Annotated in this window: 22 protein-coding genes; 11 read left to right on the forward strand and 11 right to left on the reverse strand. The window is 71.3% G+C overall.

Annotation, left to right across the window (positions count from 1 at the left end):
• Positions 1–5: 5 nt before the first annotated feature.
• Entirely contained in the window at positions 6–6,233 is a 6,228-nt protein-coding gene (locus LCN96_RS09070) for an RHS repeat domain-containing protein (protein ID WP_225272140.1), read from the forward strand.
• A gap of 50 nt (positions 6,234–6,283) precedes the next feature.
• Here LCN96_RS09070 and LCN96_RS09075 read toward each other — a convergent pair whose 3' ends face one another.
• Positions 6,284–6,766: a CAP domain-containing protein gene (locus LCN96_RS09075; RefSeq protein ID WP_225272141.1), complete on the reverse strand. Its 483-nt coding sequence runs from the start codon at positions 6,764–6,766 to the stop codon at positions 6,284–6,286.
• 218 nt (positions 6,767–6,984) lie between these two features.
• Between LCN96_RS09075 and LCN96_RS09080 the strand changes: the two genes are divergently transcribed.
• On the forward strand, positions 6,985–7,728 hold the full coding sequence (locus LCN96_RS09080; RefSeq protein WP_225272142.1) for an alpha/beta fold hydrolase: 744 nt from the start codon (positions 6,985–6,987) through the stop codon (positions 7,726–7,728).
• A 1-nt stretch (position 7,729) separates the two neighbouring features.
• Here LCN96_RS09080 and LCN96_RS09085 read toward each other — a convergent pair whose 3' ends face one another.
• The 3 genes from LCN96_RS09085 to mce all read right to left on the reverse strand — a co-directional run bounded on the left by LCN96_RS09085 (position 7,730) and on the right by mce (position 10,929).
• A complete protein-coding gene (locus LCN96_RS09085) occupies positions 7,730–8,863 on the reverse strand; it encodes an AI-2E family transporter (RefSeq protein ID WP_225272143.1) in 1,134 nt (377 codons plus the stop codon).
• Between the two features lie 146 nt (positions 8,864–9,009).
• Positions 9,010–10,302 (reverse strand): DivIVA domain-containing protein, encoded by a 1,293-nt coding sequence (locus tag LCN96_RS09090; protein ID WP_225272144.1) that lies wholly within the window; start codon positions 10,300–10,302, stop codon positions 9,010–9,012.
• 201 nt (positions 10,303–10,503) lie between these two features.
• Complete coding sequence (gene mce, locus LCN96_RS09095) at positions 10,504–10,929, reverse strand: methylmalonyl-CoA epimerase (protein WP_225272145.1); 426 nt, start codon at positions 10,927–10,929, stop codon at positions 10,504–10,506.
• Between the two features lie 85 nt (positions 10,930–11,014).
• Here mce and LCN96_RS09100 point away from each other — a divergent pair, with 85 nt between their 5' ends.
• Positions 11,015–12,202, forward strand: a complete 1,188-nt coding sequence (locus tag LCN96_RS09100) for an acetyl-CoA C-acetyltransferase (protein ID WP_225272146.1) — start codon at positions 11,015–11,017, stop codon at positions 12,200–12,202.
• A gap of 12 nt (positions 12,203–12,214) precedes the next feature.
• On the opposite strand, the gene LCN96_RS09105 is transcribed toward LCN96_RS09100, so the two are convergent.
• Positions 12,215–12,589, reverse strand: coding sequence for a nitroreductase family deazaflavin-dependent oxidoreductase (locus LCN96_RS09105; protein ID WP_225272147.1), 375 nt, complete (start codon positions 12,587–12,589; stop codon positions 12,215–12,217).
• A gap of 58 nt (positions 12,590–12,647) precedes the next feature.
• Here LCN96_RS09105 and LCN96_RS09110 point away from each other — a divergent pair, with 58 nt between their 5' ends.
• Positions 12,648–13,355, forward strand: a complete 708-nt coding sequence (locus LCN96_RS09110; protein WP_225272148.1) for a TetR/AcrR family transcriptional regulator — start codon at positions 12,648–12,650, stop codon at positions 13,353–13,355.
• On the opposite strand, the gene LCN96_RS09115 is transcribed toward LCN96_RS09110, so the two are convergent.
• The gene (locus LCN96_RS09115) at positions 13,342–13,776 is read right to left on the reverse strand and encodes a hypothetical protein (RefSeq protein WP_225272149.1); all 435 of its coding nucleotides are present in this window, start codon (positions 13,774–13,776) and stop codon (positions 13,342–13,344) included. The two genes, LCN96_RS09110 and LCN96_RS09115, sit on opposite strands and share 14 nt — an antisense overlap.
• Positions 13,777–13,928: 152 nt before the next feature.
• Between LCN96_RS09115 and LCN96_RS09120 the strand changes: the two genes are divergently transcribed.
• Complete coding sequence (locus LCN96_RS09120) at positions 13,929–15,350, forward strand: PI-PLC domain-containing protein (protein ID WP_225272150.1); 1,422 nt, start codon at positions 13,929–13,931, stop codon at positions 15,348–15,350.
• A gap of 168 nt (positions 15,351–15,518) precedes the next feature.
• A complete protein-coding gene (locus LCN96_RS09125) occupies positions 15,519–16,628 on the forward strand; it encodes a terpene synthase family protein (protein WP_225272151.1) in 1,110 nt (369 codons plus the stop codon).
• Positions 16,629–16,797: 169 nt separating this feature from the next.
• Here the strand turns inward: LCN96_RS09125 and LCN96_RS09130 are convergent, their stop codons facing one another.
• From LCN96_RS09130 to LCN96_RS09140, 3 genes are all read right to left on the reverse strand, one after another.
• Positions 16,798–16,950, reverse strand: coding sequence for a hypothetical protein (locus LCN96_RS09130; protein WP_225272152.1), 153 nt, complete (start codon positions 16,948–16,950; stop codon positions 16,798–16,800).
• Positions 16,951–17,129: 179 nt separating this feature from the next.
• Positions 17,130–17,801, reverse strand: coding sequence for a DUF4230 domain-containing protein (locus LCN96_RS09135; protein WP_225272153.1), 672 nt, complete (start codon positions 17,799–17,801; stop codon positions 17,130–17,132).
• A 28-nt stretch (positions 17,802–17,829) separates the two neighbouring features.
• Entirely contained in the window at positions 17,830–19,512 is a 1,683-nt protein-coding gene (locus LCN96_RS09140; protein WP_225272154.1) for a hypothetical protein, read from the reverse strand.
• Positions 19,513–19,742: 230 nt separating this feature from the next.
• On the opposite strand from LCN96_RS09140, the gene LCN96_RS09145 reads away from it, so the two are divergent.
• From LCN96_RS09145 to LCN96_RS09160, 4 genes are all read left to right on the forward strand, one after another.
• Entirely contained in the window at positions 19,743–20,294 is a 552-nt protein-coding gene (locus tag LCN96_RS09145) for a MarR family winged helix-turn-helix transcriptional regulator (RefSeq protein WP_225272155.1), read from the forward strand.
• Positions 20,278–21,219, forward strand: coding sequence for a tetratricopeptide repeat protein (locus tag LCN96_RS09150; RefSeq protein ID WP_225272156.1), 942 nt, complete (start codon positions 20,278–20,280; stop codon positions 21,217–21,219). The genes LCN96_RS09145 and LCN96_RS09150 overlap by 17 nt, the downstream gene beginning before the upstream one ends.
• A 9-nt stretch (positions 21,220–21,228) precedes the next feature.
• Positions 21,229–21,858 (forward strand): cytidylate kinase-like family protein, encoded by a 630-nt coding sequence (locus LCN96_RS09155; RefSeq protein WP_225272157.1) that lies wholly within the window; start codon positions 21,229–21,231, stop codon positions 21,856–21,858.
• Between the two features lie 77 nt (positions 21,859–21,935).
• On the forward strand, positions 21,936–23,345 hold the full coding sequence (locus LCN96_RS09160) for an NAD-dependent malic enzyme (RefSeq protein WP_225272158.1): 1,410 nt from the start codon (positions 21,936–21,938) through the stop codon (positions 23,343–23,345).
• Between the two features lie 94 nt (positions 23,346–23,439).
• Here the strand turns inward: LCN96_RS09160 and LCN96_RS09165 are convergent, their stop codons facing one another.
• The gene (locus LCN96_RS09165; RefSeq protein WP_225272159.1) at positions 23,440–23,940 is read right to left on the reverse strand and encodes a hypothetical protein; all 501 of its coding nucleotides are present in this window, start codon (positions 23,938–23,940) and stop codon (positions 23,440–23,442) included.
• Positions 23,941–24,182: 242 nt separating this feature from the next.
• On the opposite strand from LCN96_RS09165, the gene LCN96_RS09170 reads away from it, so the two are divergent.
• A complete protein-coding gene (locus LCN96_RS09170; protein WP_225272160.1) occupies positions 24,183–24,344 on the forward strand; it encodes an FtsW/RodA/SpoVE family cell cycle protein in 162 nt (53 codons plus the stop codon).
• 24 nt (positions 24,345–24,368) lie between these two features.
• On the opposite strand, the gene LCN96_RS09175 is transcribed toward LCN96_RS09170, so the two are convergent.
• The gene (locus tag LCN96_RS09175) at positions 24,369–25,922 is read right to left on the reverse strand and encodes a glycerol-3-phosphate dehydrogenase/oxidase (protein WP_225272161.1); all 1,554 of its coding nucleotides are present in this window, start codon (positions 25,920–25,922) and stop codon (positions 24,369–24,371) included.
• Between the last annotated feature and the right edge of the window lie 2 nt (positions 25,923–25,924).

The raw sequence follows: 25,924 nt of genomic DNA on the forward strand, positions 1-25,924 counted from the left end.
GGTACATGGACCCGCAGGATGAGTTAGACCTGCCCGAATCCCGCTGGAATCGTTTTCCGGAAACCGACGAACCCCACCTTCCCGACACGTCCTGGAACAACTACCGGGACGAGGCCAAGCCCGTGTCCCCCTGGCCGCGCAGGCTCGCGGCCAGCCTCGCGATCGCCGTCACCGTCCCCATGGTCTACGCGCTGCCCGCGCAGGCCGAGCCCAGGTCGGCCCCGTCCGTGCAGAAGGAGGAGCCGGTCACGGGCACCAGCGTGCCGGTGCAGCCGCCGCTGGCCGACCCCGTACAGAAACAGGCGTGGAAGGCGCCACCGGGCATCACCTGGCCCAAGCCGCAGAAGGCGGAGCTGAGCAAGAGCGCCAAGTCGGTGGCGGGGTTCCCCGTGCAGGTGGCCGCAGAGAAGGGCGCGGACCTGAGCGCCGACCCGGTGAGCGTGGAGCTGCTCGACACCGACCGGCTCGGCCTGGCGATGCGGGTGTCGCCAGGGCAGGGTGTCGTGGCGGCCAGGGCCGCGAACAGGAAGACGCCCCTCAAGATCGACTACTCCGGCTTCCGTTACGCCTACGGCGGCGACTACGGCGCCCGCCTCGGCATGGTCAAGCTGCAGGAGTGCGCGCTCAAGTCGGCCACCGCGACCGCGAGCTGCCCGCAGCCGGAGCCCGTGAAGAGCACCAACGACCCCAAGACGGGCACGCTGAGCGCCGAGGTCGAGTCCGGCGCGGTGTACGCGCTGGCCGCAGCCCCGTCCGGCCAGTCCGGCGACCACTCCGCGACCTCGCTGTCGCCCTCGGCGGACTGGAGCGTCGGCACCCAGTCCGGCGACTTCTCCTGGAGCTACGACCTGCGCATGCCGCCGGCGCTGGGCGGCGACGAACCCGAGCTGTCGCTGGCCTACTCCGCGCAGAGCGTGGACGGCCGCACCGCCTCCACCAACAACCAGGCGTCCTGGGCCGGTGAGGGCTTCGAGTTCAGCCCCGGCGGCTTCATCGAGCGCCGCTACAAGTCCTGCATGATCGACGGCAAGAAGACCGGCGACCTGTGCTGGGACCAGGAGAACGCCGTCGTGTCGCTGGGCGGCACGTCCGTCGAGCTGATCAAGGACGCCACGACCAAGCAGTGGCGGCCCAAGCGCGACGACGGCACCCGCGTCGAGGTCCTGACGGGCGCGACCAACGGGGACAACAACGGCGAGTACTGGCGGGTCACCACGCCCGACGGCACCCAGTACACCTTCGGCCTGAACCGCCTGCCCGGCTGGGCGACCGGCAAGGCCGAGACCAAGTCGGTCCAGACGGTGCCGGTGTTCGGCAACAACAGCGGCGAGCCCTGCTACAACAGCACCCCGGCCAACGCCTGGTGCCAGCAGGCCTACCGGTGGAACCTCGACTACGTGGTGGACACCCACGGCAACGCCACCACGTACTGGTACACCCAGGAGAAGAACTACTACGGCCGTAACGGCAAGCCCGAGCTGGGCACCGTCTACGACCGCGGCGCGTACCTGACCAGGATCGACTACGGCTACCTCAAGGGCGAGCTGTTCACCAAGGTGCCGGCGACCCGCGTGCTGTTCGAGGTGGCCGAGCGCTGCCTGCCCAGCGGCACCATCACCTGCGCCCCCGCCGAGCTGAAGAAGGAGACCGCCAGCCACTGGCCGGACGTCCCGTTCGACCAGATCTGCGACTCCGGGGTGAAGTGCGTCGACCGCACGACCCCGACGTTCTTCAGCCGCAAGCGGCTGACCAAGGTCACCACCCAGGTGCTCAACGCGTCGGGCCAGTACTACCCGGTGGACTCCTGGACGCTGAAGCACCAGTTCCCCGCCTCGGGCGACGGCCTCAGCCCCGCGCTGTGGCTGGCCTCCATCCAGCAGACCGGGCACGTGGGCGGCACGCTGTCGCTCCCGCCGATCACCTTCATCGGGGTCCAGCTGCCCAACAGGGTGGACACCACCGAGGGCCGGGCGCCCCTGGTCAAGTGGCGCGTCCAGGCCATCAACAACGAGTCGGGCGGTGAGCTGCGGATCAACTACGCGCCCGCCGAGTGTCAGCCCGGTGCGCTGCCGGCCGCCGACAAGAACACCAAGCGGTGCTTCCCGCAGCGCTGGGCGCCGCCGAACGAGGGCGAGGTCACCGACTGGTTCCACAAGTACGTGGTCGCGCAGACCGTCGAGGTGGACCGGGTCGCGGGCTCGCCGAGCGTCGTCACCAGCTACGAGTACCTGGACGGCGCCGCCTGGCGCTACGCCGACAACATCCTGGTCAAGCCCGAGCACCGCACGTGGTCGGACTTCCGCGGGTTCGGCCGGGTCAAGGTGCGCGAGGGCGACGGGCAGGACACCAAGCGCACGCTCACCGAGTTCCGCTACTTCCGCGGCATGCACGGCGACAAGCAGGCCGACGGCTCCAAGCGCAGCGTCCAGGTGGAGGACACCGAGGGCGTCAAGCTGGACGACCTCGACCAGTACGCCGGGCTGGAGCGGGAGGAGGTGCTCTACGACGGTGACGGCGGCGCGATCGAGACGGCCACGGTCGAGGAGCCGTGGTCGGCCAAGACGGCCGAGTCCACGCAGGGCGGCGTGACCAAGACCGCCTACGTCGTGCAGCCCAAGGCCATGGTCACCCGGACCGCGATGCCCGGGGACACGTGGCGGCGTACGGGCGAGGAGCGCGCGTACGACACCAAGGGCGTGCTGCTCCAGGTGGATGAGAAGGGCGACCTGGCCAGCGCGGACGACGACGCGTGCACCCGCTACAGCTACGCCCGCAACGACACCTCCTGGATGATCGAGTACCCCAGCAGGGTCCAGAAGGTCGCCGCCGGCTGCGGCACCGGGGTCTCCACGCTGGCCGCCGGTGAGGTGCTGTCCGACGAGAAGATCCACTACGACGGCCAGGCGAACGGCCAGGCCCCGACCAAGGGCGACGTGACCGCGGTGCAGGAGCTCGTCTCGGCCGAGGGCCAGACGATCACCGGCAGCAGCCACACCTACGACGTCTACGGCCGGGAGACCAGCGAGACCGACCCGGTCGGCACCAAGTCCGTCACCGCCTACAGCCCGGCAACGGGCGGCCCGGTGCGCGAGACCATCGAGACGAACCAGCTCGGGCACGTCGAGCGCACGCAGGTCGAGCCGGCCTGGGGCGAGCCCGTCTCCGAGGTGGACGCCAACAACCGCCGCGTCGACATGGAGTACGACGCGCTCGGCCGCCTGACCAAGGTCTGGCAGGCCGACCGCAGCAAGGCCGCGGGGCAGTCGCCCAGCACCGAATACAGCTACACGGTGCGCAACGACGGCCCGAGCATCGTCACCACCAAGACGCTGCGCGCGGACGGCGGCTACACCGTCAGCCACGAGCTGTACGACGGCCTGATGCGCGAGCGCCAGACCCAGGAGCCCGCGCCCACCGACGACCAGACGTCGGACCCGGCGCTGCGTGACGGGCGCACGATAACCGACAAGTTCTACAACTCGCAGGGCGAGGAGTACAAGACCAACACCGGCTACTTCGCCACCGGCACCCCCTCCACCGAGCTGCTGGCGGTGTCCGACACCGCGGTGCCCAACCAGGTCGTGTCGCTGTTCGACGGCACGGGCGAGGTCAACGCCGAGGTGCTCAAGGTGAAGGGCGCGGAGAAGTACCGCGTGACCGCCAAGGAGGAGGGTGACCGGCTGCACGTCACCCCGCCACCGGGCGGCACGGCGACGACCCGGATCGGTGACGCCGAGGACCGGCTGATCGAGCTGCGCCAGTACAAGGGCGCGACCCCGACGGGCGAGTACGAGTCCACCAAGTACACCTACGACCAGGCCGGCCGTCTGGCCTCGGTGACCGACCCGGCGGGCAACGTCTGGCGGCACTTCTACGACCTGCGCGGTCGCGAGATCAGGACGGAGGACCCCGACAAGGGCGTCACGACCACCACCTACAACGACGCCGACGAGGTCGTCACCACGACCGACTCGCGGGGCAAGACCCTCTGGTACGGCTACGACGACCTGGGCCGCAAGACCCAGCTGCGCGAGGGCTCGGCGAGTGGCACGCTGCTGGCCGAGTGGAAGTACGACGCGCTGGCCAAGGGCGAGCTGCACGCCAGCATCCGTTACGTGGGCGGGCAGGCGTACACGGCCGAGATCAACGCCATCGACGCCGACTACCGCACCCTGCGCCAGACCATCACCATCCCGCAGCGGGAGGGCAAGCTGGCAGGCTCCTACCAGCTCAACACCCGCTACACGCTCGACGACCAGGTCCAGTCGATCAGCTTCCCGGCGGGCGGCGGATTGGCGGAGGAGTCGGTCGTCTACAGCTACGACGGGCTCAGCCAGCCGACCAAGGTCACCGGCCTGTCGGCGTACGTCAGCGCCACCCGCTACTCCAAGATGGGCGAGACGCTGCAGCACGAGCTGGGCGAGGGCACCAAGAAGACCTGGCTCACCTACACCCACGACGAGGGCACCCGCAGGCTGACCGGCATGCGGCTGGACCGGTCGGGTGCCGCGGCCAGCGACCTGGACCTGCACTACAGCTACGACACGGCGGGCAACATCACCAAGATCGCCGATGCCGTCAACCAGGACACGCAGTGCTTCAAGTACGACCATCTGCGCCGGCTGACCTCGGCGTGGACGGCCACCGACGGCTGCGCCAGTGGCAACCCCACCGCCGCGACCATCGGCGGCGTGGCCCCGTACGCGTTCAGCTACGCCTACGACGCCACCGGCAACCGCACCAAGGAGACCAAGCACGGCTGGGGCGGCCTGGCCGACAGCGAGCGCACGTTCAGCTACCCGGCGGCGGGCGGCAAGCAGCCGCACGCGCTGAAGAGCGTGGGTGCCGACCTGTTCGAGTACGACGCGGCGGGCAACACCACCCGGCGCAAGGTCGGCACCTCCGACCAGAGCCTGGTGTGGGACGCGGAAGGCAACCTGGAGTCGGTGACCGAGGCCGGCAAGACGACCTCGTTCGTCTACGACGCCGACGGTGACCGCCTGCTCCGCAAGACCGCCACGGACGCCACCCTCTACATCGACGACATGGAGCTGCGCCTCGACTACGCCAAGGACGTCGTCGAGCAGACCCGGTACTACACCATCGGCGGCGAGGCCATCGCGGTGCGCATGCCGGACAACCAGGTCTACTTCATGGCCAACGACCACCAGGGCACCGCGCAGGCCATGGTGAACGCCGGCACCGGGGACATCGCCGTCCGCAGGCAGACCCCGTTCGGCGAGGATCGCGGGACGGCGCCACCGTGGTGGCCGGGACAGCGCGGGTTCGTCGGCGGCACCAAGGACGCGACCACCGGCCTCGTCCACCTCGGCGCCCGCGAGTACGACCCGAAGAACGGCCGCTTCCTCTCGGTGGACCCGATCATCGACGAGAGCGACCCGCAGCAGCTCAACGCCTACGCCTACGCCAACAACAGCCCGATCACGATGACCGACCCCGACGGCCAGTGGGTGTGGTTCGCAGTGGCCATCGGCGTCAGGATCGCGGCGCGGATCGCGGCCAGGCGGGCGGCGCAGGCCGCTGCCAGGCGGGCGGCGCTCGCCGCGGCCAGGAGAAGGGCCGCCGAGGCGGCCAGGAAGCGTGCCCTTGAGGCGGCCAGGAAGCGGGCCGCGGAGGCGGCCAGGAGAAGGGCCGCGGAGGCGGCCAGGAAGAGAGCGGCGGAAGCAGCGAGGAAGAGAGCCGCGGAGGCGGCCAGGAAGCGGGCCGCGATGCAGGCCAGGAAGAAGGCGGCACTGGCCAGGCAGCGGGCGGCAGCCGCGGCTGCCAGGCGCAGGGCGGCGGCGGCACAGCGCAGGGCCGCGGCGGCCAGGCGCCGGGCCGAGGCCGCGCGCAGGGCCGTGACCAGGCGTGCGAGCAGGCCCAAGACCACGGTCAGGCATCGGCCGGCCGTCCGTCCGAGCAGCCGCAGGGCGACCCAGCGGCAGGCTCCGCCCAAGGCGCAGCGGACGTCACCGAACACCACGCAGTCGCAGTCGCGCGGACTGACCGAGGCACAGAGGCGCTCGATCGACGAGCAGCTCGGCAGGGTGCAGCCGACCGGGGCCCACACGAGAAGCAGCAGGACCCAGACGGAAGGCATCGCTGACCAGGGCACCGGCTGGGGCCCGGCGTCCAAGCCGTGGACGTCGGACTACCCGGCCTCGGGGTCGAAGGGTAAGACGATCATCTGGCGCATCTGGCAGCTCTTCAGGCCGATCGACAAGGCGACCTGACCCGTTTGATCTCCGGTGGCCGGTCCGACGACCGGCCGCCGGAGCCCTTCTCACGCGCGGGGCACGTTCTCCTGGAACGTGCCCTCGACGTTGCCCGGGGGCTCGAAGACGAAGACGATGTACGTCTCGTGCTGCGACGGGCCCTGGCCGGCCACGCGGGCGGCGCCCATCGCCTTACTGGCCTTCCAGATGAGCTGGCTGAAGCCGCAGGGGCGCGGGTCGTCGTGGTCGTAGGCCGCGGACTGGGCGTACCAGGAGGCGACGGCCTCGGCGGCCTGGCTCATGTCGTCGCCCTCGCTGCGGTAGGCGATCTCGCCGGTGCCCGCTCGCACCGCGCCTGACCCCGTCCGGCTGGAGAGCTCCGCCGCCCTGGTCTTCGCGTACTCGACCAGCAGGGGGTCCATGGCGAGGGGCGGGACGCCGTGGCGGTCGCGGCGGGCGTTCGCCTCGCGCAGCGCCTCCAGGAGGAAGGCGGCGTTGGTGGCGTCGGGGAGCGCGGGTCGGGTGCCTGCCATGCCTGTCGGACCTGTCATGCCTGTCACCTCGGGATGCACGTCGCTGTGCCTGGATTGTGCGCGTGAATTATTCGTCGGGCAATGTCAGTTTTATGGCGGACATTGGCGAAGTGCGGCTTTTGTCAGTACACAAAGGACCGATCGGCATGGGCCATTGAGTGATTGTCGCCGTGAACCGGGCTACCGTGTGATCCGTGCAGCTCTACACGAGATCTGCCGGGACCGGGATCCCGGTTGTGCTGCTTCACGCGTTCCCGCTGTCGTCGGCCATGTGGCTGGCGCAGCGGGAGGGGCTGGCCAAGGTCTGCCGGGTCATCACCCCGGACCTGCGCGGCTTCGGCGGGTCGCGGCTGGGCGAGGACGAGCCCTCGCTCGACCTGATGGCCGACGACGTCGCCAGGCTGCTCGACGAGGAGGGCATCGACAGGGCGGTCGTCGGCGGGCTGTCGATGGGCGGCTACGTGACCATGGCGTTCTGCCGCCGGCACCCCGACCGGGTGCTCGGGGTGATCCTGGCCGACACCAAGGCCACCGCGGACCCGCCCGAGGCCAGGGCCAACAGGGAGCGCATCGCGCAGGCCGCGCTGTCCGGCGGCAGCGAGGTGCTGGTCACCGAGGTGCTGCCCGCGCTCATCGGGCGGACCACCAGAGAACGGCGGGCCATGGTGTTCGGCCGCGTCAAGGGGCTCGTGCAGTCGGCGCCGCCCGGCGCCGTGGCCTGGGCGCAACGCGCCATGGCCGCCAGGCCCGACTCCTTCGACACGCTGAGCGCGCTCAAGGTGCCGCTGCTGATCATCGTGGGGGAGGAGGACGAGCTGTCGCCGCCCGCCGACGCCGACGCCATGGCGCAGTGCGTGCCGGAAGGCAAGGTGGAGATCATCCCCAGGGCCGGGCACCTCAGCGCGGTCGAGCAGCCGGAGGCGTTCAACACCGCCGTGATCGGGTTCCTCAAGGCGGAGCTGGGCGGGACACGGAGGTAGGTCAGGCCCGGTCCTGGCGCGGCAGCACCAGCTCGCGGATGATCAGTGAGATCGCGGCGGCCACCGGGATGGCCAGCAGGGCGCCGACGATGCCCAGCAGCGCGCCGCCGAACAACGCGGCGATCACGGTCACCGCCGGCGTCACGTTCACCGAGTGCTTCATCACCCTGGGGTAGATGAAGTAGTTCTCCACCTGCTGGTAGGCCACGAAGAAGATGGCGCACGCGATTCCGGCGGGCCAGGAGTCGAGCAGCGCCACCGCGGTCACCAGCACCGCGCCGATCGTCGCGCCCACCAGCGGGATCAGGTCCGTCAGCGCCACCACCAGGGAGAGCGCGAGCGCGTACTGCACGCCCGCGATGGACAGGAAGATCCAGGTCACCACGCCCGCGATGACCGAGATCAGCACGTTGCCCGCGACGTATCCGCCGATGCCGGACAGGATCTCCTCCGAGATCGAGCGCGTCCGCGTCCTGCGCGAGGCCGGGACGAGCTTGAGCAGGTAGTCCTTGATCGTGTGCAGCGAGCCGAGGAAGTACAGCATCAGCACCAGCAGCGTGACCGTGGTGAACACGCCGTTCAGCACCACCAGGCCCGCGCCCATGATGCCGGTCGCCAGCGACGGCCCCAGCGTGCCCGTCACGAACGTCCGCAGCTGCGGCAGGATCTGGTAGTCCTGGTCGAGCTGGCGCAGCGTCGGATGGTTGCTCAGCTCCGTGATGTAGCCCGGCACCGCGTCGATGAACTCGGTGAGCTGCTTGCTCACCGGCGGCACGATCGCCAGGCCGAACAGCACGAACGCCACGATCACCCCGGCGAACACGATCGAGATCGCGCCCCGCCTGGCCAGGCCGCGGCGCTGGAGCGCCTCGACGGCCGGGTTCAGGCCGACGGCCAGGAACATCGCCACCACGATGAGGATGATCGTGCTGAGCGAGGCCACGATCATCTGGGCCAGCGCGATCGCCGTCAGCACACCCAGGCCGCCGACCAGGCCGAACAGGAAGGGGCCGCGGGCCAGCGGCTTGCCGGGCAGCCCGTACGAGCCGGACCCCGCCTCGTCCTCGGCCGTCGCCTCCTTCGCCTTCGGCTCCTGCTCTTTCTGCTCGGTCACCGGCTCGACGTCTGCGGACAAAGGGCACTCCAGGGGGATCGGCAACACAGCATGACGGACTCGTACCACTTCGTACACGTCCGACGGCAAAGAGAGAGCCTAGCGACCATCCGGCCGCCAGGCTCTCCCCAGCCGTCATTCAGCCCCGTGTGTCAGATCGCCCGGCGTTACTCCTGCCACCACTCGGCGTCGTCGTCGGCCTTCTTGACCTCCACCTTGGGAGCGGGGGTCGTGGCCGGAGCCACCGGCTCGGCGGCCGGCGCGGCGAGCGCGGGCTTGGGCGGGGCCGCGGTGACCGCGGGCTCCGGCTCCATGCCGGGCAGGGCGGCGCCGCCGAGGAGCTGGCGGAGCTGGGCCAGGTGGCTGGTGATGCTGTCACGCTGGCGGGTGAGCTCGTCGACCTGGCGCTGCATCGCCGAGCGGGTGCGCTCGGCCTCGTTCTTGGCCTCGGTGACGATCGTCTCCGCGCTGCTCTTGGCCTCGGCCACGATGCTCTCGGAGCTCTTGCGCGCGTTGGCGACGAGCTGCTTGGCGTGCAGGTCGGCCTCGCGGCGGGTCTGCTCGGCCTGCTGCGTGGCCTTCGTGGCCCGCGACTCGGCGGTGGCGGCGCGCTGCTCGGCCTCGGCGACCAGCTTCTGCGTCGCGGCCTGCGCGGTGGCATGGCGCTCGGCCTCCTGGCGCTCGGCCTCCTCGCGGCGGGAGGCGAGCTGGATCTCGAACTCCGCCTCGTCCTGCGCCCGCTTGGCCTCCGACTCCTCCAGCACCCGCTGCGCCTGCGCGCGCATCTCATCGGCCTGCCGCTTGGCGGTGGTCAGCACCTCGTCACGCTCGCGCTTGGTCGAGGCGCGCAGCTGCGCCACCTCGCGCTCGGTGGTGGTGCGCAGCTTGGCGATCTCCCGCTCGGCGTCGGCCCGCTTCTCCGCCACCTCGTGGTCGGCGGTGGCGCGCAGCTTGGCGGCCTCCCGCTCGGTGGTGTTGGTCAGCTCGTCGGCCTCGCGGCGCGCGGTCGAGCGGATGTCCTCGGCCTCCCGCTCGGCGGTCGTCCGCATCTCGTCGCTCTCGCGAGCCGCCTGGGCGCGCTTCTCGGCGGCCTCGGCCTCGGCGGCGGCTCGTACATCGGCGGCCTCGACCTTGGCGGCGGCCTTGATCTCGTTGGCCTCGGACCGGGCGGCCTGGACGAGCTCGGTCGCCTGCTCCTCGGCCAGGCGGAGCAGCTGCTCGATGCGGGCGCCGAGACCGGAGTAGGTCGGGCGCTCCTGCTCCTGCAGCTGGCGCTGGGAGTCGGACAGGTCGCGCTGGAGGCTGGCGACCTGCTCGCGGGCCTGGCGTAGCTCCCCGTCGAGCTGCTTGAGGTGATCGTGGACCTGGTGCCGGTCGTAGCCCCGGAGCACGACGTCGAACTCGCGTGCTGGGGCGTCCTCGAAGAAGTTGTTGAGCTGGGCGTCGATGTCGGACTGCATGGAGGCTCGATCCTGGGTTGTCGAGACGGCTACACGGGCCGGACGGGGGGTTCGGGGCATCCGTACCAGGAGCCTGTGCCTCTCGGCAGGCCCCATGTCCGGTGGAAGGTCAAGCGTACTCCGCTGGTGCCACCTGCGAAGCCCCGTCCAACTTTCTGCGTGACTAGTTACATATGAACGTTTTTTACGTTTTGTGGGGGTTTACTCCTGCTTGGCCGCTTGGACCAGCTCGGTCAGCATCCCGCCCACGTCCTTGGGGTGCAGGAACGCGATCTGCGAGCCCATCGACCCGTGACGGGGACGCTCGTCCAGCAGTCGCACGCCCTTCTCGCCGATCTTGCTCATGGCCTCCTCGACGTCCGGAACGCCGAACGCCACGTGATGGACGCCTTCGCCCCGCTTCGCCAGGAATTTTCCCACAGGAGAGTCGTCGGAGAGGGGTTCCAGGAGCTGAATGTAGGAGCCCCCACCTTCGCCGTCGGCGATGTGCAGCATCGCCTCCTTGACACCCTGCTCCTCGTTGATCTCCCTGGCCACGACCGTGAGCTCGAACGTGCGGGAGAAGAGCTCGATCTTCTCCTCCAGGTCACGACAGGCGATCCCGATGTGGTCGATCCGCATGAACATGTGTGGCCTACCTCCATGGCGAGCGACGTCGTACTCGTGGGTATCGTGTCAAAGACCGGACGCGCGAGCACAGGAGGCCGTTGTCATGTCCAGTTCCGTCATCGTCGCCGGAGCTCGTACCCCCATCGGCAAGCTCCTCGGCTCCCTGTCCGGCCTCCAGGCCGTCGACCTCGGCGGCATCGCGATCAAGGCCGCGCTGGAGCGGGCCGGGGTCGCCCCCGAGGCCGTCGAGTACGTCATCATGGGCCAGGTCCTCCAGGCCGGCGCCGGGCAGATCCCCTCCCGCCAGGCCGCCGTCAAGGCCGGCATCCCGATGACCGTCCCCTCGATCACCATCAACAAGGTCTGCCTGTCGGGCCTCGACGCCATCGCCCTGGCCGACCAGCTCATCAGGGCGGGCGAGTTCGACATCGTGGTGGCCGGCGGCATGGAGTCCATGACCAACGCCCCCCACCTGCTGCCCGGCCTGCGCAAGGGCGTCAAGTACGGCGGCTCGCAGGTCGTCGACTCGATGGCGCACGACGGTCTGTTCTGCGCCTTCGACCAGTGCGCGATGGGCGAGTCCACCGAGCGGTACAACGCCCGGCTCGGCATCGGCCGCGAGGAGCAGGACGCGCTGTCCGCCCGCTCGCACCAGCTCGCCGCCGCCGCCATCAAGAACGGCGTCTTCGAGGACGAGATCGTCCCGGTCGAGATCCCGCAGCGCCGTGGCGAGCCGCTGGTCGTCAAGGAGGACGAGGGCGTGCGCGGCGACACCACGGCCGAGACCCTCGCCAAGCTGCGCCCCGCCTTCGCCCCCGACGGCACCATCACCGCCGGCTCGGCCTCCCAGATCTCCGACGGCGCCTGCGCCGTGGTCGTCATGTCCAGGGCGAAGGCCGAGGAGCTCGGCCTGCCCTGGCTGGCCGAGATCGGCCGCCACGGCAACGTCGCCGGCCCCGACGCCTCCCTGCAGTCGCAGCCCGCCAACGCCATCGAGCACGCGCTGTCCAAGCAGGGGGCGACCGTCGCCGACCTGGACCTCGTGGAGATCAACGAGGCGTTCGCGAGCGTGGTGCTGCAGTCGGCCAAGGAGCTGGGCGTGCCGCTCGACAAGGTCAACGTCAACGGCGGCGGCATCGCCCTGGGGCATCCGATCGGGGCCTCCGGGGCCAGGATCGTGCTGACGCTGGCGTACGAGCTGCGGCGGCGCGGCGGCGGCCTGGGCGCGGCGGGGCTGTGCGGTGGCGGCGGCCAGGGCGACGCCCTGCTGATCAGCGTCCCCAAGGTCTGATCCGCCGCCCGGTCAGCCCGCGGCCAGGTCCATCCGCAGAAACTCGGTGATGCGTAGCACCTTCGGCGGGCGCGTCACGTCCTTCGGCATGGCCTCGAACGCCTCCTGCCTGCCGACCAGCCGCGGGGCCGTCAGCTCCACCTCCTTCCCGTCCACCCTGAGCCGGGCGCTCCCGGCGGCCAGGACGTTGCGCACCCAGTCCGAGCGCGACCCGTACACCAGCACGAACAGGTAGCCCCCGGCCACCGGGTGCGCGTCCATCGGCGTCCGGTAGGTCGTGCCTGACGTGCGCCCGACGTGGATCAGCACCGGGTACTTCCCGCTCGCGATCGCACGCGGGTTGAACACCCGCTTGTTCACGTGCCCCCACCACAACGGCATCGGCATCGCGATCTCCTTCGTGTCGGCCGGCTTACACCCGTAAGGCTGGCTTACGCTTGTAAGGTTGTCAACCGTCGATCCCGCCGGAGCCGTCGTGCCGCCACCGTCCCAGCCGCTCAGCAAGGCCCTCGTGCTCGAAGCCGCGATCAGGGTCGCGGACCGCGGCGGCGTGGAGTCCATCACCATGCGCCGGGTGGCACAGGAGCTGGGCGTGGAGGCGATGTCGCTCTACCACCACGTGCCGAACAAGGACGCGATCCTCGACGGCGTGGTCGACCTGGTGTTCACCGCGATCCGGCTGCCGGAGGCCGACGGTGACGACTGGCGCGCGGCGATCCGGGCGCGGGCCTGCTCCGCCCGGGAGGTCCTGGCGCGGCACAGCTGGGCCCTGGGCCTGATGGACTCCCGCCGCAACCCGGGGCCCGCGACGCTGCGCCACCACGACGCCGTGCTCGGCGTGCTCAGGCGGGCGGGGTTCACGCTGCGGATGGCCGCGCACGCCGTCTCCCTCATCGACAGCTACGTCTACGGCTTCGTCGTCCAGGAGTCGAACCTGCCGGTGATGACGCCGCACGAGGCCGAGGAGGTGGCCGGCGGCATCCTGGAGCAGCTGCCGGCGGGCGAGCTGCCGTACCTGACCGAGATCATCGTCGAGCACGCCATGCGGCCGGGCTACGACTACGCCGGCGAGTTCGGCTACGGCCTCGACCTGATCCTGGACGGCCTCGAAGCGCGCCGGGGGCAGGGCTCGGGCGCCGTCACTTCTCGTTGATCGTCTGGTCTCCGCCGGCCTGGTAGACGCGCCCCTCCCCGGACGCCTCGGCCCGCATGTCGATGGTGGTCGCCCCGTCGCCCGTGGAGATGACGCCCGTGTTGTCGCCGCCGACGGCGACCGACCTCGGCCCGGACGCGGTCACGCCGGGCTCGGGGCTCTGCTGTCCGGACGCTGACCCGCCGGGCTCGGGGCCCTGCTGCCCGGACGCCGGCGCGCCGGGCTCGGAGCTCTGCCGCTCGGGCCGGGCGCGCAGGCCGTAGATCGCGACCCCCAGCCCCGCCACCGCGCAGAACAGGCCGATCACGCTGGCCAGCTTGTCGGCGTCGTCGAGCCCGACCCGCACGAAGTACCAGATCAGCGCCCCCGCGGCCACCACGGCGACCACGACCCCGCCCCACACCAGCCCGCGCCTGCCCATACAGGCATCATCGCCCGGCTTCCGCGCGGGTGTCCACGCCCGCACCCGGCGACCTGGCCCACGCCCCGGACGGCATGTACGGCACGTGACGCCGAGATGTCGGCTCGCCGCGCCCCATTGCCGCCGGGAACCCCGGAGAAGAAGATCGGGGAGTGCCTCGCCTCGCAGCCGTCCCCGCCGCCCTGACCCTCCTCGCCGCCACCCTGCTGACCAGCGGATCCGCTGAGGCGGCGGCCGACGTGCCGTTACCCTCGGCCGTCTTCCGCGCCACGCACAACAGCTACTCGGGCAACCTCGCCGGCGCCCGGAACTCGATCATCTACCAGCTCGACCACGGCATCCGCTTCATCGAGCTCGACCTCCACGACAACGGCTACGCCACCTCCCGCGACTACGCCATCGGCCACGACGCGCCGGGCGACGAGGTCGACCACGCGGGCAACCCCGCCTCGAACCTGCTGCGCGACTGGCTGGAGGCCATCGGCGCCTGGTCGCAACAGCACCCCGCCGCCGCCCCGATCGTCGTCGCGCTCGACGTCAAGGACGACCTCACCGACAACCCCTCCTACGCCGCGGGCAACCTGGCCGCGCTGAACCAGCAGCTCACCTCCGTCTTCGGGACGCGGCTGCTCAGGGCCGAGGACTACCCGGCGACCGCGCCGACGGTGGACGCGCTCCGGGGCCGCGTCCTGGCGGTGATCTCCGGTGACGGGGGGACGCGCAGCGCGTACCGGCGCGACGTCGGTCAGAACCCGGCCGTCGCGATCAACGGCCGCGGCCAGGTCGTGGAGGTGCACGACTCGGGCTCGGGCGACCTGTGGTACTGGACCGGCGTGTACGGCGCCGACGGCCGCGTCACCTGGCTGCGCCACGGCAGGTACGACAGCGGCGTCACCCCGGCCGTCGCGCTGAACGACCGGGGCGACCTGGTGGAGGTCCACCAGTCACAGAGCGCGACCACGCTGTGGTACCGCGTCGGCCGGCTGGGCGCGGACGGCGAGATCACCTGGTCCGCCAGCCGCCGCTACGACAACGGCGTCCTGCCGACGATCAGGTTCACCGACCCGGCCGGCACGCGGCTGCGCGAGATCCACCGCAGCCAGAGCTCCAGCCAGAACTGGCAGTGGGACGGCGTGCTCGACGCCGGCGCCATGGCGGCCACGTGGAGCGGCAACGCCAGGACCTCCGACGCCCGACCCGACAAGGCCACCTCCACCAGCGGCACGTCCCGCGTGCGCGTGTGGACCGGCGCCGACGGCCCCACCCCGGCGCGCACGCTGCGGATCGACACCGACAGGCACGCGGGCGACCGCGTCCGCTACCCGCAGGTCGCCTTCGTCGAGTTCCAGCAGGGCGACGCGGCCGAGCTCCAGCAGGGCGCGCTGTTCCACGCGGCGCCGGCGTCCGCGTCCGCGTTCATCGTCGCGGCGCGGCGGGCGGGCAAGCTGGCCCGGGGCTGGGACTTCGACTCGGCGGGCGACGCCACCGATCCGCCGGCCAGCTATCCGGCGACGAACCGGCCGTACGACGGCTGGTACCTGAGCCTGCTCGCCGGGGCCGGCGCGGTGGAGTGACAACGGAATGGTCACAGAGAGTTGCCAATCAAATACGACTCGTGTGCATAATGGAGTCACACCCACCAGAAAAAGCGCAACCGCCCCAACAAGAGCGTCAACTCCTCGAGCCTCCGCAGAGGTCATCCGTTCTGGTCGAAGAAACTGTTCGAGCGGAGGATCCCGTTCATGCCCCCTGATCCCGGCGGCTCCCCGTCCGCCCCGTTCGTCCTGCCCGCCCTCTACCAGCCCACCCCCGCACTCCTGAGCCCGCACGCCGACGCCGCGCACCGCCACTCCACGGCCTGGGCCAGGGCGATGGGCCTGCTCGACCACGCCGGCCTCTGGGACGAGGCCCGGTTCGGGTCCATGGCGATCCCGATGCTGGCGGCCTACGGCCATCCGGACGCCGGCGAGAGGGAGCTGGAGCTGGCCGCCGACTGGTACGTCTGGGCGTGCTGGTTCGACGACCACTTCACCCAGGCGTTCACCCGGCAGGGGGCGCACCGCCAGGCCAAGGCGTACCTGCACCGGCTGCGCCGTTTCACCCCGCCCGACTCCCCGCGCACGCCGCGCCCGTCGAACCCGGCCGAGCGCGGGCTGGCCGACCTGTGGCCGCGCACGTTCGCCGGGTCCTCGCGGGGCTGGCGGCGCCGGTTCGCGGCCAGTACGCAAGGGCTGATGCGGGGGTTCCTGCGCGCGCTGGAGAACGTCAGGGACGGGCGCGCCCCCACGCCCACCGAGCTGGCCGGCCTGCGCCGCGCGACCGGCGGCGCCTCGTGGGCGGCGGATCTCGTGGAGCGCGTCATCGGCGCCGAGGTGCCCGTGCGGGTGGTCGGCACGCAGCCGGTCACGGTGCTGCGCGACACGTTCTCCGACGGGGTGCACCTGCTCAACGACCTGTACTCCTACCGGCGGGAGGCCGCAGAGGAGTGCGCGCACGCCAACGAGGTACTGGGGCTGCGGCGGTTCCTGGGCTGCGGGGCGCAGGAGGCCGTCGACCGGGTGAACGAGCTGCGGACCTCCCGGCTGCGGCTGTTCGAGGCCGTGGCGCTGACGGAGCTGCCGGCGCTGGTGGCGCAGAGCGGGCTGGATCCGGCGGAGCGGGCCAGGATCGCCCGCTACGTCCAGGGGCTGCGTGACTGGCAGGCCGGGGCGTGCGCGTGGCATCGGAGCTCCGGCCGCTACCTCGACCCGGCGCCCGAGCCCAGGGTGGCCTGGCGGCTGGACGTGCCTGCGGGGCAGGCCAGCGCGGCGCCCGCGCCCAGTGATCAGGGCATGCAGCGGCAGCCGCTCTGAGTGTGCTCCGGGCAGCGCGAAGCCCCGGTCCGACCAGGAGCGGACCGGGGCCTCGTGGCGTACAGCCACCGGCTCGACCAGGAATTCGGGCCGGAGGCACCTCAGCCCCCCTAAGGGGGCGTTTCAGCCCGGCCGCGAGGGAGGATGCGGCCGGGCTGCTTGTGGACGGTCATGAGGTGAGGAACCGGGCGAACACCGAGCGGTGACGGCGCTCGGACCGGCGGCTCCTGCTCGCCTCGTGGACGCGCCGCTGCTCGGCGGCGGCCTGGCGCAGCTCGGCGGCGTGGTGCTGCATCACGGAGTATTCGAGTTCGGCGTTCATCCGACGTGCTCCCTTGTCTCGTTCCCTGCACTTTCAAGGTTCGTCCTAAGGCCCCCACCGGCACATCGGGTGTATGCCTTATCTCTCGGCATGAGCACAGATAGGGAGGTACTTAGGTAGGCGCACGGGACGCCTAAGGCACAGGTGAGGCATGCCTAGGGCACGTCGGATGCGGGCGCTCAGGGCTCGTCGGTGTACTTGACGGTGACCTTCGTGAAGCCGAGCGACTTCAGCATGCCCGTCAGCATGGTCTTGGTGTTGGCGTCGGCCCTGGCGCGCAGGTCGCTGGCCACCGCCGCCTCGCTGATCTTCTTCTCGGCCAGGAGGTAGAGCTCCCGCTGGTCGGTGGGGGAGCCCGAGAGGAAGTCGCTGACCCGGTCGAACAGGCCGCGCTGCTGGGCGAAGACGTAGGAGCGGCTGTTGTCGAGGTTGGGCTTCTCCAGCTGAGCGCGCGGCAGGCGTACGGTCACCTCGGTGCGGTCCTGCGAGACGGTCACGCCGTTCGTCGCCATGGCGGAGAAGTCCACGTAGGCGTCCACCCCGCCCGCCCCGACGAACAACGTGCGCGTGCCCTTGATCGCGTCGGGCAGGAAGTTGGCGTCCTTCTCCAGGTCCACGACCACCTGGAAGGTGCCCGTCGCGGCCTCGAACCGGCTCAGGTCCTTGATCGACTGCAGCAGCACCGGCTGGCTGCGGTCGATGCTCTGCTCGCCCATCGGGTTGAGCCAGGTCCAGGCCAGCCGGCCGCCCACGACCAGCAGGACGGCCAGCACGAGGAGCCCGGCCAGATATCGCCACCGGCGGCGCCGCCCGGAGGTCACCTCGGGCGGCGCCGTTCGAGAAGTCGTCATGCGAGCATGACTACCCGTCAGGCGATCATCAGTGCCAGCCCTTTGGTGACATCTTCGCTCCCCAACCGTGGGCGTTCCCTGGCGAAGCGTGCGCCGGGCGGCCGTGCGAGGCGGGGACCTGCTCATCTGCCTCAGCGGCGTCCTGCTTGCCTTCCCGCGCCGACGCCTCAGCCGGGGCCGGGGCCGGGTCTGGGTCCGCCGCTGGTTGCGCGGGCGCGGCCTCCCCGGCCTGCACGGTCGCGGGCTCCTGCTGCGGCTCCGTTTCGAACACCGGCCAGCTCACCCCCGAGGTGTCGGGGGTCCACCGGGCGGCGGGCGCCTCCCGTGTCGAGCCACTACGCGGGGTGCCGGGCGCGGAGCCCACCCCCGGTGTGCCCGGAGCGGTGCCGGTCGGCGTGGTGTCGCCGGGGCCCGGATAGACCGGGTAGACGTGGCTCGACTCGGGGGTCGGCCGTACCGACGGCGCCATCTGCGCGTGCGTGGGGCCGCCGCCGAAGTGCGTGCCCGACAGCCGGCAGCCCTGGAAGTCGCTGTAGAACATGCGCAGCCACTCCCTGCGCTGGTGCTCGCTCCACGAGGAGAACGACGTCGTCGCGTAGTGGTGCTCGGGCAGCGGCGTGCCCGGGAGCGGCTCGCCGCGCAGCCACGCCACCACGATCTGCCGGTACCCCTCCGAGACCGGGCTCTGGCACCTGGGGGCCAGCGCCTCGATGTACTCGTGCGCCGCCTCCTCGGCGAACCCGGACGACAGGTCGGGCACGTGCACGGGAGCCAGCCCGTTCGACGGCTTCAGCGGGTCGTCCAGCGGGCGCTGCTCCACCCGGGTGAACGCGGCGGGCGTCCCCGCGAGCCGCGAGGCGATCTGCGTGAACGCCGCCCCCAGCTCGGTCAGCCCCGCCCGCATCCCCGGATGCATGCAGACCGTGATCGGCCACTCCTGGCAGGCGTAGGCGATGTCCACGGCCGCGGCCGGCTTCGGCTGCGCCAGCACCCGTGACACGCCCATCCCGGCGGCCAGCACCGCCAGCAGCGCGCACGCCAGCACCAGGGCCTGCCTGGTGACCAGCGCCGCCCAGCCGAGCAGCAGCGCCGCCGTGATGCCCAGCAGCCAGATCGTCTGGTCGAAGAACGGCGCCCCGTTCAGACCCTGGAACAGGTCGTACGGCTCCCCGGTCCCCGGCGCGAGCTTGTCGGCCCACCCGCGGTCGTCGGCCAGCCAGGAGAACAGCCCGTAGCAGGCCAGCCCGGCCAGCGGCGGCGTGAACGGCCGCGGCAGCAGCCAGCCGGCCACCCACCCGATCACCGAGTACAGCGCCAGCCCCGCCATGCCCATCGCCAGCCCGGTCAGGCTCAGCTTGCCGGCCTGGTCGGTCAGCACCGTCTTGACCGCCAGCACCAGCACCGTGGCGCCGAACGAGCCCACCACCACCATCACGATCGCCAGCGGCGCCTTCAGCGCCCGCCACGTCGTGAGCGAGCGTCCGCGCAGCGCCCGGCGCTTGCGCAGCGCCACCCAGGCGGCGAAGGCCGCCGCCACCGGCCCGGTCAGCCGGAGCGATCCGATGACCGCGGCCACGATGTTCTCCCACGCGTCCACGCCCGGAATCAGGACGTTCCACGCCGCGAACAGGCCGACAGCCAGCAGCACGGCAACAGTGACGGCCGCGCTGTGCTTCAGCTCCTCTCGTGAAACGCCCGCGTGCTCACGCACCCTTTTCCCCGTTGAAGTTCATCAAGCGCACCCCCCGTGCCCCTCGGTGCCGCGGAACACATGCGGTCCCGGCCGTCCCCACGGCCGCTGGACTTGGCATCCGCGTCACCATACGTAGGAGAACCATAACTGAGCGTGATGATTGATGTCCGGATTCTTGGTCAAGCGAAGAAGCCTGTCGCAGAGAGTGACCAGACGAACCGGGACGAGAGGCGCGCTACCGTAGCGCTGTGTCGCAGCCGAAGCCGCTCAACCTGCCGTTCGACCCCATCGACCGCGCCGCGGAGAGCTGGCGCGCTCACTTCGGGCCTTCCGCCGCCATGGCAGCCGTTACCTCGATCATGAGAGCGCATCAGATCCTGCTGTCGCAACTTGACTCGCTCCTGAAGCCATACGACTTGACCTTCGCCAGGTACGAGGGATTGGTCCTGTTGACCTTCAGCAAGACGGGGGCGCTGCCGCTGTCCAAGATCGGTGAGCGTCTCATGGTTCACCCCACCAGCGTCACGAACACGGTGGACAGGCTGGAGAAGTCCGGGTTCGTCCGCCGCCTGCCCAACCCGCGCGACGGCCGGGGCGTGCTGGCCGAGATCACCGAGGCGGGCCGCGCCGTCGTGGGGCGGGCCACGGCCGACCTGATGGCCGCCGAGTTCGGCCTGACGATGTACGCCGAGGACGAACTCCACCGGATGTTCGACCAGTTGCGCACCCTCAGGGTGGCGGCGGGTGACTTCCCGGCTTCTTCCATGCGGCAAGATGAAGGGCATGGCGGACTTCTCTAGGCCTGGGTCCCTCTACGGAGCGGTGGACCTGGGCGCGCGCAAGCAGGCTCTGGAGTCGCAGGCCCGGCGGGAGGCGGCAGGTCCCCAGGCGGCCTCGTCGGCCTCGATCGTCGACGTGACCGAGGAGACGTTCACGACCGACGTCATCGACCGGTCCATGACCGTGCCGGTGGTTCTCGACCTCTGGTCGCCCAGGGCGCCCGGCAGTGCCCAGCTCAGCCCGGTGCTGGAGAAAGTCGTCGGTGACCTGGGCGGCAAGGCAGTCCTGGCGAAGGTCAACGTCGACGCCAGCCCGCAGATCGCGCAGGCGCTGCGCGTGCAGGCGGTGCCGACCGTGCTGGCGATCTTCCAGGGGCAGGCCGTCACCGGCTTCCAGCAGGTGCTGCCCGAGCAGGAGGTGCGCCGCTGGCTCGACGAGCTGATGGCCGCGGTCGAGCAGTTCTACCAGGCCAACCCCGGCGCCAGGCCGCCAGGAGAGGCGGAGGAGGGGCAGGAGGCGCCCGCGGGCCCGCCGGCCGACCCCGACCTGGTCGCGGCCGAGCAGGCCATCGACGCGGGTGACTTCGACGCGGCGATCGCGGCCTACGAGCGGCTGCTGGCCCGCGCGCCCGGCAACGAGGACGCCAAGATGGGCCTCGCGGGGGTCAACCTGATCAAGCGCACGTCCGAGGTGGACCCCGCCGACGTGCAGCGGCGCGCACAGGATCCGGCCGACCTCGACGCCCAGTTGCTCGCCGCCGACCTGGAGATGTTGTCCGGCGCGGTGGACGAGGCGTTCGCGCGGGTCATCGCCGTGGTCAAGCGCACCTCGGGCGACGACCGCGACAAGGCCAGGCGCCACCTGCTCGGCCTGTTCGAAGCGTTGCCCGCCGAAGACCCATCCTTGGCCAAAGCGCGCAGGGCGTTGGCCAGCGCACTGTTCTAACCTGGAGATATGCGGGTCGTCACCATATCGGCGACATACGGCACGGCCGGCAGCCAGATCGGCCCGGCCGTCGCCGAGCGACTCGGCGTGCCGTTCGTCGACCGCGCCATCCCCAGCGCCGTGGCCGAGGAGCTGGGCTGCACGCTGGAGGAGGCGCTGGCCCACGACGACCGCGCCGAGCGCGGCCTGAGCCGGTTGTTCTCCGGCGCCGTGCGGCTGCCGACGGTCACGTTCGGCGGCGTGGACATGTACGTGCCGGGGGCGATGCCGCTCGCCCCCGAGGAGTTCGTCCGGCGCACGGAGCGCATGCTGACCGAGATGGCCCGCAACCAGGGCGGCGTCTTCCTGGGCAGGGCCGGCGCGATGGTGCTGGCCGATCACCCGGGCGCGCTGCACGTCAGGCTCGACGCCCCGCTGCGGCGCCGCGTCCGCCAGACGGCCACGCTGGGCGAGCTCAGCGAGCGGGAGGCGCGCCGGATCATCGAGGACAACGACCGGGCCCGCAGCGCCTACGTGCGGCACTTCTATCGTGCCGATCCCGCCGATCCCTGTAGATATCACTTGGTTCTCGACAGCACCACGATCCCGGTGGGGACGTGCGTCGAGCTGATCGTCACGGCGGCCGAGGCGCTCGATTGACCCGCCGTCGAGTCAGGCCACAGTCAACAGCCCCTAACATGGATGCATTCTTGGTCAGTCCCGAAGGAGCGATTGACGTGGCGACCGTCCCGAGTGTGTCGTACTCCATCACCGTGCGTCTCGAGGTGCCGGCCGGCGGCAAGGCCGTCAGCCAGCTCACCCACGCCGTAGAGTCGGCCGGGGGCGTCGTGACCGCCCTCGACGTCACCAACGCGGGTCACGAGAAGCTCCGCATCGACGTCACCTGCGCCGCTCGCGACACCGACCACGCCCAGGCCATCGTCGACCAGCTCGAGGCCGTCGAGGGCGTCGTCATCCACAAGGTGTCCGACCGCACGTTCCTCATGCACCTCGGTGGCAAGATCGAGATGAAGTCCAAGGTGCCGCTGCGCAACCGCGACGAGCTGTCCATGGCGTACACGCCGGGCGTGGCGCGCGTGTCGATGGCGATCGCCCGTAACAAGGAGGACGCGCGGCGCCTGACCATCAAGCGCAACACCGTGGCCGTGGTGACCGACGGCTCGGCCGTCCTGGGGCTGGGCAACATCGGGCCTGAGGCGGCGCTGCCGGTCATGGAGGGCAAGGCGGCCCTGTTCAAACGCTTCGCGGGCATCGACGCCTGGCCGATCTGCCTCGACACGCAGGACGTGGATGAGATCGTCCGCACCGTGCAGGTGATCGCCCCCGGCTTCGGCGGCATCAACCTGGAGGACATCGGCGCGCCGCGCTGCTTCGAGGTGGAGCGGCGGCTGCGCGAGCTGCTCGACATCCCGGTCTTCCACGACGACCAGCACGGCACCGCGATCTGCGTGCTGGCCGCGCTCACCAACGCGCTGCGGGTCGTCAACAAGAACATCGAGAACGTCAAGATCACCATGGCGGGCGCGGGCGCGGCGGGCAACGCCGTGCTGCGGCTGCTGCTGGCCGCCGGCGCCCGCAACGTCGTCGTCTGCGACTACCTGGGCGCCGTGCACAAGGGCCGCGACGACCTCGACGAGTCGCTGCAGTGGATCGCCGACCACACCAACGCCGAGGGCTACTCCGGCGACCTGCGCGGGGCCGTCAAGGGCGCCGACGTGTTCGTCGGGGTCTCCGCGCCCGGCATCCTGACCGGCGACGACATCGCCGCGATGGCGACGGACGCGGTCGTGTTCGCGCTGGCCAACCCCGAGCCGGAGGTCTCGCCGGACGAGGCCGCCCAGCACGCCGCCGTGGTGGCGACGGGCCGCTCCGACTTCCCCAACCAGATCAACAACGTGCTGGCCTTCCCCGGGGTGTTCCGCGGGCTGCTGGACGCGCAGGCCAACGGGGTGACGCAGGAGATGCTGCTGGCCGCCGCGGGCGCGCTGGCCGCCGTCGTCACGCCGGAGGAGCTGGGGCCGAACTACATCATCCCGAGCGTGTTCCACCCGGATGTGGCCACGGCGGTCGCGGCGGCGGTGCGCGAGTCCGCGGGCGGCCGGGCGCGCGGCTTCACCGAGGCGTGAGCCGCCCTTCCGGGCAGTAGCCGGACGGCGGGCCCTCGCCGGGTGACCCGGCGTGCCGGACCGCCGGTGATTCGAGGTCGTGCCTGTGCACGGCCTACGACGTGACGTTGTCGGATGCGGTGATCGCGGGCATCAGGCGGTAGCTCTCCTGGAAGACCAGGTTGTGCGCGTCACCGGCCGCGATCACCCGCAGTGTGTCGAGCTGCCCGGCCGCGTCCGCCTCGTCGAAGACGTTCAGCGGCCAGTCGCCGACCGTGTTGCCGCGCAGGTGCGGGTGGTGGAAGTCGCAGCCGAAGTGGGCCACCACCGCGATCGGCTGGACACCGCTCTCCCGCTGCTCCCGCCACGTCAGCGACCACATCGCGTTCAGGCCGCCCTCCCGTGACCGGGTGACCCCGCTGGACACCACCTGCCCGCTGCCGCGCAGCAGGTCGGCGTTGGCCTCGTCGAGGGCTCGGCGTGCCACGGGGTCGAGGAGCTCGACGGCCCTGATGAACACCCGTTCCTTGTCCTCCCGCGTGACGGCGTGGCCGTGGTCGCCGTCGCGCAGGTCCGTGAAGTGCCTGAGCAGGGCTTCGTTGATGGGAGTGCGCATGTCCACCCCCTGCCCCGACGGAGGGCCTGGCCACCTCCCCCTGGACCCGACTTGCCATGCAGGAACCGGAACCGAGATCGGAAGCTCGCGGTGCCGGGCAAGCCCGGCACGGCGGAGGCGTACTCTCCCAGGGCCACGGACACGCTCACCCGGCTCGGGCGAGGCAGTGGTGGGCGCATGCGTGGCGCCCTGCGGCGGCGGGGGAGGACCCGCAGACCTACCTCAGGAGGCAGCTCGCCAACGTGCTGCTGGGCACGACCGCCAACGGCGCCCAGTCGTGGCTGTCCCTCGGCGGCCTGGACCTGCAGCGGTCGGAGCCGGCCAAGGCCATGCCGGCGCCCCTGCTCGGCGACCGCGTCGTCCAGGGAACGCGGGGGACGGCCCTGGCGGCGGTGGAGTGCTGATGTCCGTACGCCGCCAGGCAGGTCCTATGAGGTGAGCAGCCCGGCGATCCTCGTGCGTACGTTCTCGGTGTCGAGGCCGCGCACGGTCAGCGTGGTGCGGCGGCGGACGACGTCGTCCACCGTGGCCGCCCACTCGTGGTCACGGGCGTAGACCGCCTGGGCCCAGATGTCCGGCCCGTCGGGGTGGATGCGCTCGCCGAGCGCGGGGTCCTCCCTGATGAGCCGGGCCAGCTCGAACGCGAGCGACCCGTAGTGCGTCGCCAGGTGCCTGGCCACCAGCGGGTCCATGCGCGTGCCCGGGTCGCGGTCGGTCCACAGCCGCATGGCGACCGCGTCGGGGCTGGCCAGGCCGGGCAGCGGCACGGCCGGCAGGATGTCGGCCAGGTCGTCGCCCAGGGGGTGGCCGGGCAGGTGCGCGAGGATGTCGAGCACGTGCTTGCCGATGTGCCGGTAGGTCGTCCACTTGCCGCCGGCCACCGACAGCATGCCGCCGGAGCCGCGGCTGAGCACCGTCTCGCGCTTGGCCGCCGTCACCTGTCCGGGGCCGCCGGGCAGCACGCGCAGGCCGGCGAAGGCGTAGGTGATGTCCTCGCGCCTGAGCTGCTCGTCGCGCACGGAGTGGCCGGCCTCGTCGAGGATCTGCGCGATGTCGGCCTCCGTCGGGCTCACCGCGCCGGGATCGCCCTCGTACGCCTCGTCCGTCGTGCCCAGCAGCAGGTGGTCCTCCCACGGGATGGCGAAGGAGACCCGGTACTTGTCGATCGGCGTGGTAAGCGCCGCCTTCCACGGCTCGTGCCGGCGCAGCACCAGGTGGGCGCCCTTGGACAGCCGGATGCTCGGGGCCGCGTCCGGGTCCTCCATGCGCCGCAGGTGGTCCACCCACGGGCCGGTGGCGTTCAGCACGAGCCGGGCCGACACGCCGAACTCCGTGCCGTCGAGCCGGTCGCGCAGCTCGGCGCCCGTCACGCTGCCGGCCGTCTTGCGCAGGCCGACGACCTCGGCGTGGTTCAGCACGGTCGCGCCGGCGTCCACGGCGGCCCGTACGGTCATGACGGCGACGCGGCTGTCGTTCATCTGGTGGTCACCGTAGACGGCGGCGGCCCGCAGGCCCTCCGTGCGCAGCGCCGGCACCTTGGCCAGCGCCTGCTGCGGCGTGATCACCTTGCCCATGCCGTCGCCGAACACCGACAGCGCCGAGTAAAGGAACACGCCCGCGCCCAGCTTGGCCGCCCCGTGCGGCCCGCCCTTGTAGATCGGGACCAGGAACGTCAGCGGCTTGACCAGGTGCGGCGCGATGTCGGCCGCCAGGGCGCGGCGCTCGCGGTGGTTCTCCGCCACCAGCCTGACGTTGCCGGTCTGCAGGTAGCGCAGGCCGCCGTGGACGAGCTTGGAGGAGGCGCTGGAGGTGGCCCCGGCGAAGTCGCCGGCGTCGACCATCGCCACCCGCAGCCCCGCCTGGGCGGCCATCCAGGTCACCGAGGTGCCGAGGATGCCGCCCCCGATCACCAGCAGGTCGTAGGTGGTGGTGGAGAGCTCCTGCCGGACCTCCGCCCGATCGGTGCCGATCGCGGTCGTCATCG

It is taken from the genome of Nonomuraea gerenzanensis (genome assembly GCF_020215645.1).
GTDB classification, from domain to species: Bacteria; Actinomycetota; Actinomycetes; order Streptosporangiales; family Streptosporangiaceae; genus Nonomuraea; species Nonomuraea gerenzanensis.

Coding starts and splice junctions, on each gene's coding strand:
- LCN96_RS09150 (WP_225272156.1), top strand. CDS start 20,278: ATGGCGGACTTCTCTAGGCCTGGGTCCCTCTACGGAGCGGTGGACCTG.
- LCN96_RS09165 (WP_225272159.1), bottom strand. CDS start 23,940: ATGCGCACTCCCATCAACGAAGCCCTGCTCAGGCACTTCACGGACCTG.
- LCN96_RS09155 (WP_225272157.1), top strand. CDS start 21,229: ATGCGGGTCGTCACCATATCGGCGACATACGGCACGGCCGGCAGCCAG.
- LCN96_RS09115 (WP_225272149.1), bottom strand. CDS start 13,776: ATGGGCAGGCGCGGGCTGGTGTGGGGCGGGGTCGTGGTCGCCGTGGTG.
- LCN96_RS09135 (WP_225272153.1), bottom strand. CDS start 17,801: ATGACGACTTCTCGAACGGCGCCGCCCGAGGTGACCTCCGGGCGGCGC.
- LCN96_RS09100 (WP_225272146.1), top strand. CDS start 11,015: ATGTCCAGTTCCGTCATCGTCGCCGGAGCTCGTACCCCCATCGGCAAG.
- LCN96_RS09130 (WP_225272152.1), bottom strand. CDS start 16,950: ATGAACGCCGAACTCGAATACTCCGTGATGCAGCACCACGCCGCCGAG.
- LCN96_RS09105 (WP_225272147.1), bottom strand. CDS start 12,589: ATGCCGATGCCGTTGTGGTGGGGGCACGTGAACAAGCGGGTGTTCAAC.
- mce (WP_225272145.1), bottom strand. CDS start 10,929: ATGTTCATGCGGATCGACCACATCGGGATCGCCTGTCGTGACCTGGAG.
- LCN96_RS09075 (WP_225272141.1), bottom strand. CDS start 6,766: ATGACAGGTCCGACAGGCATGGCAGGCACCCGACCCGCGCTCCCCGAC.
- LCN96_RS09070 (WP_225272140.1), top strand. CDS start 6: ATGGACCCGCAGGATGAGTTAGACCTGCCCGAATCCCGCTGGAATCGT.
- LCN96_RS09175 (WP_225272161.1), bottom strand. CDS start 25,922: ATGACGACCGCGATCGGCACCGATCGGGCGGAGGTCCGGCAGGAGCTC.
- LCN96_RS09090 (WP_225272144.1), bottom strand. CDS start 10,302: ATGCAGTCCGACATCGACGCCCAGCTCAACAACTTCTTCGAGGACGCC.
- LCN96_RS09125 (WP_225272151.1), top strand. CDS start 15,519: ATGCCCCCTGATCCCGGCGGCTCCCCGTCCGCCCCGTTCGTCCTGCCC.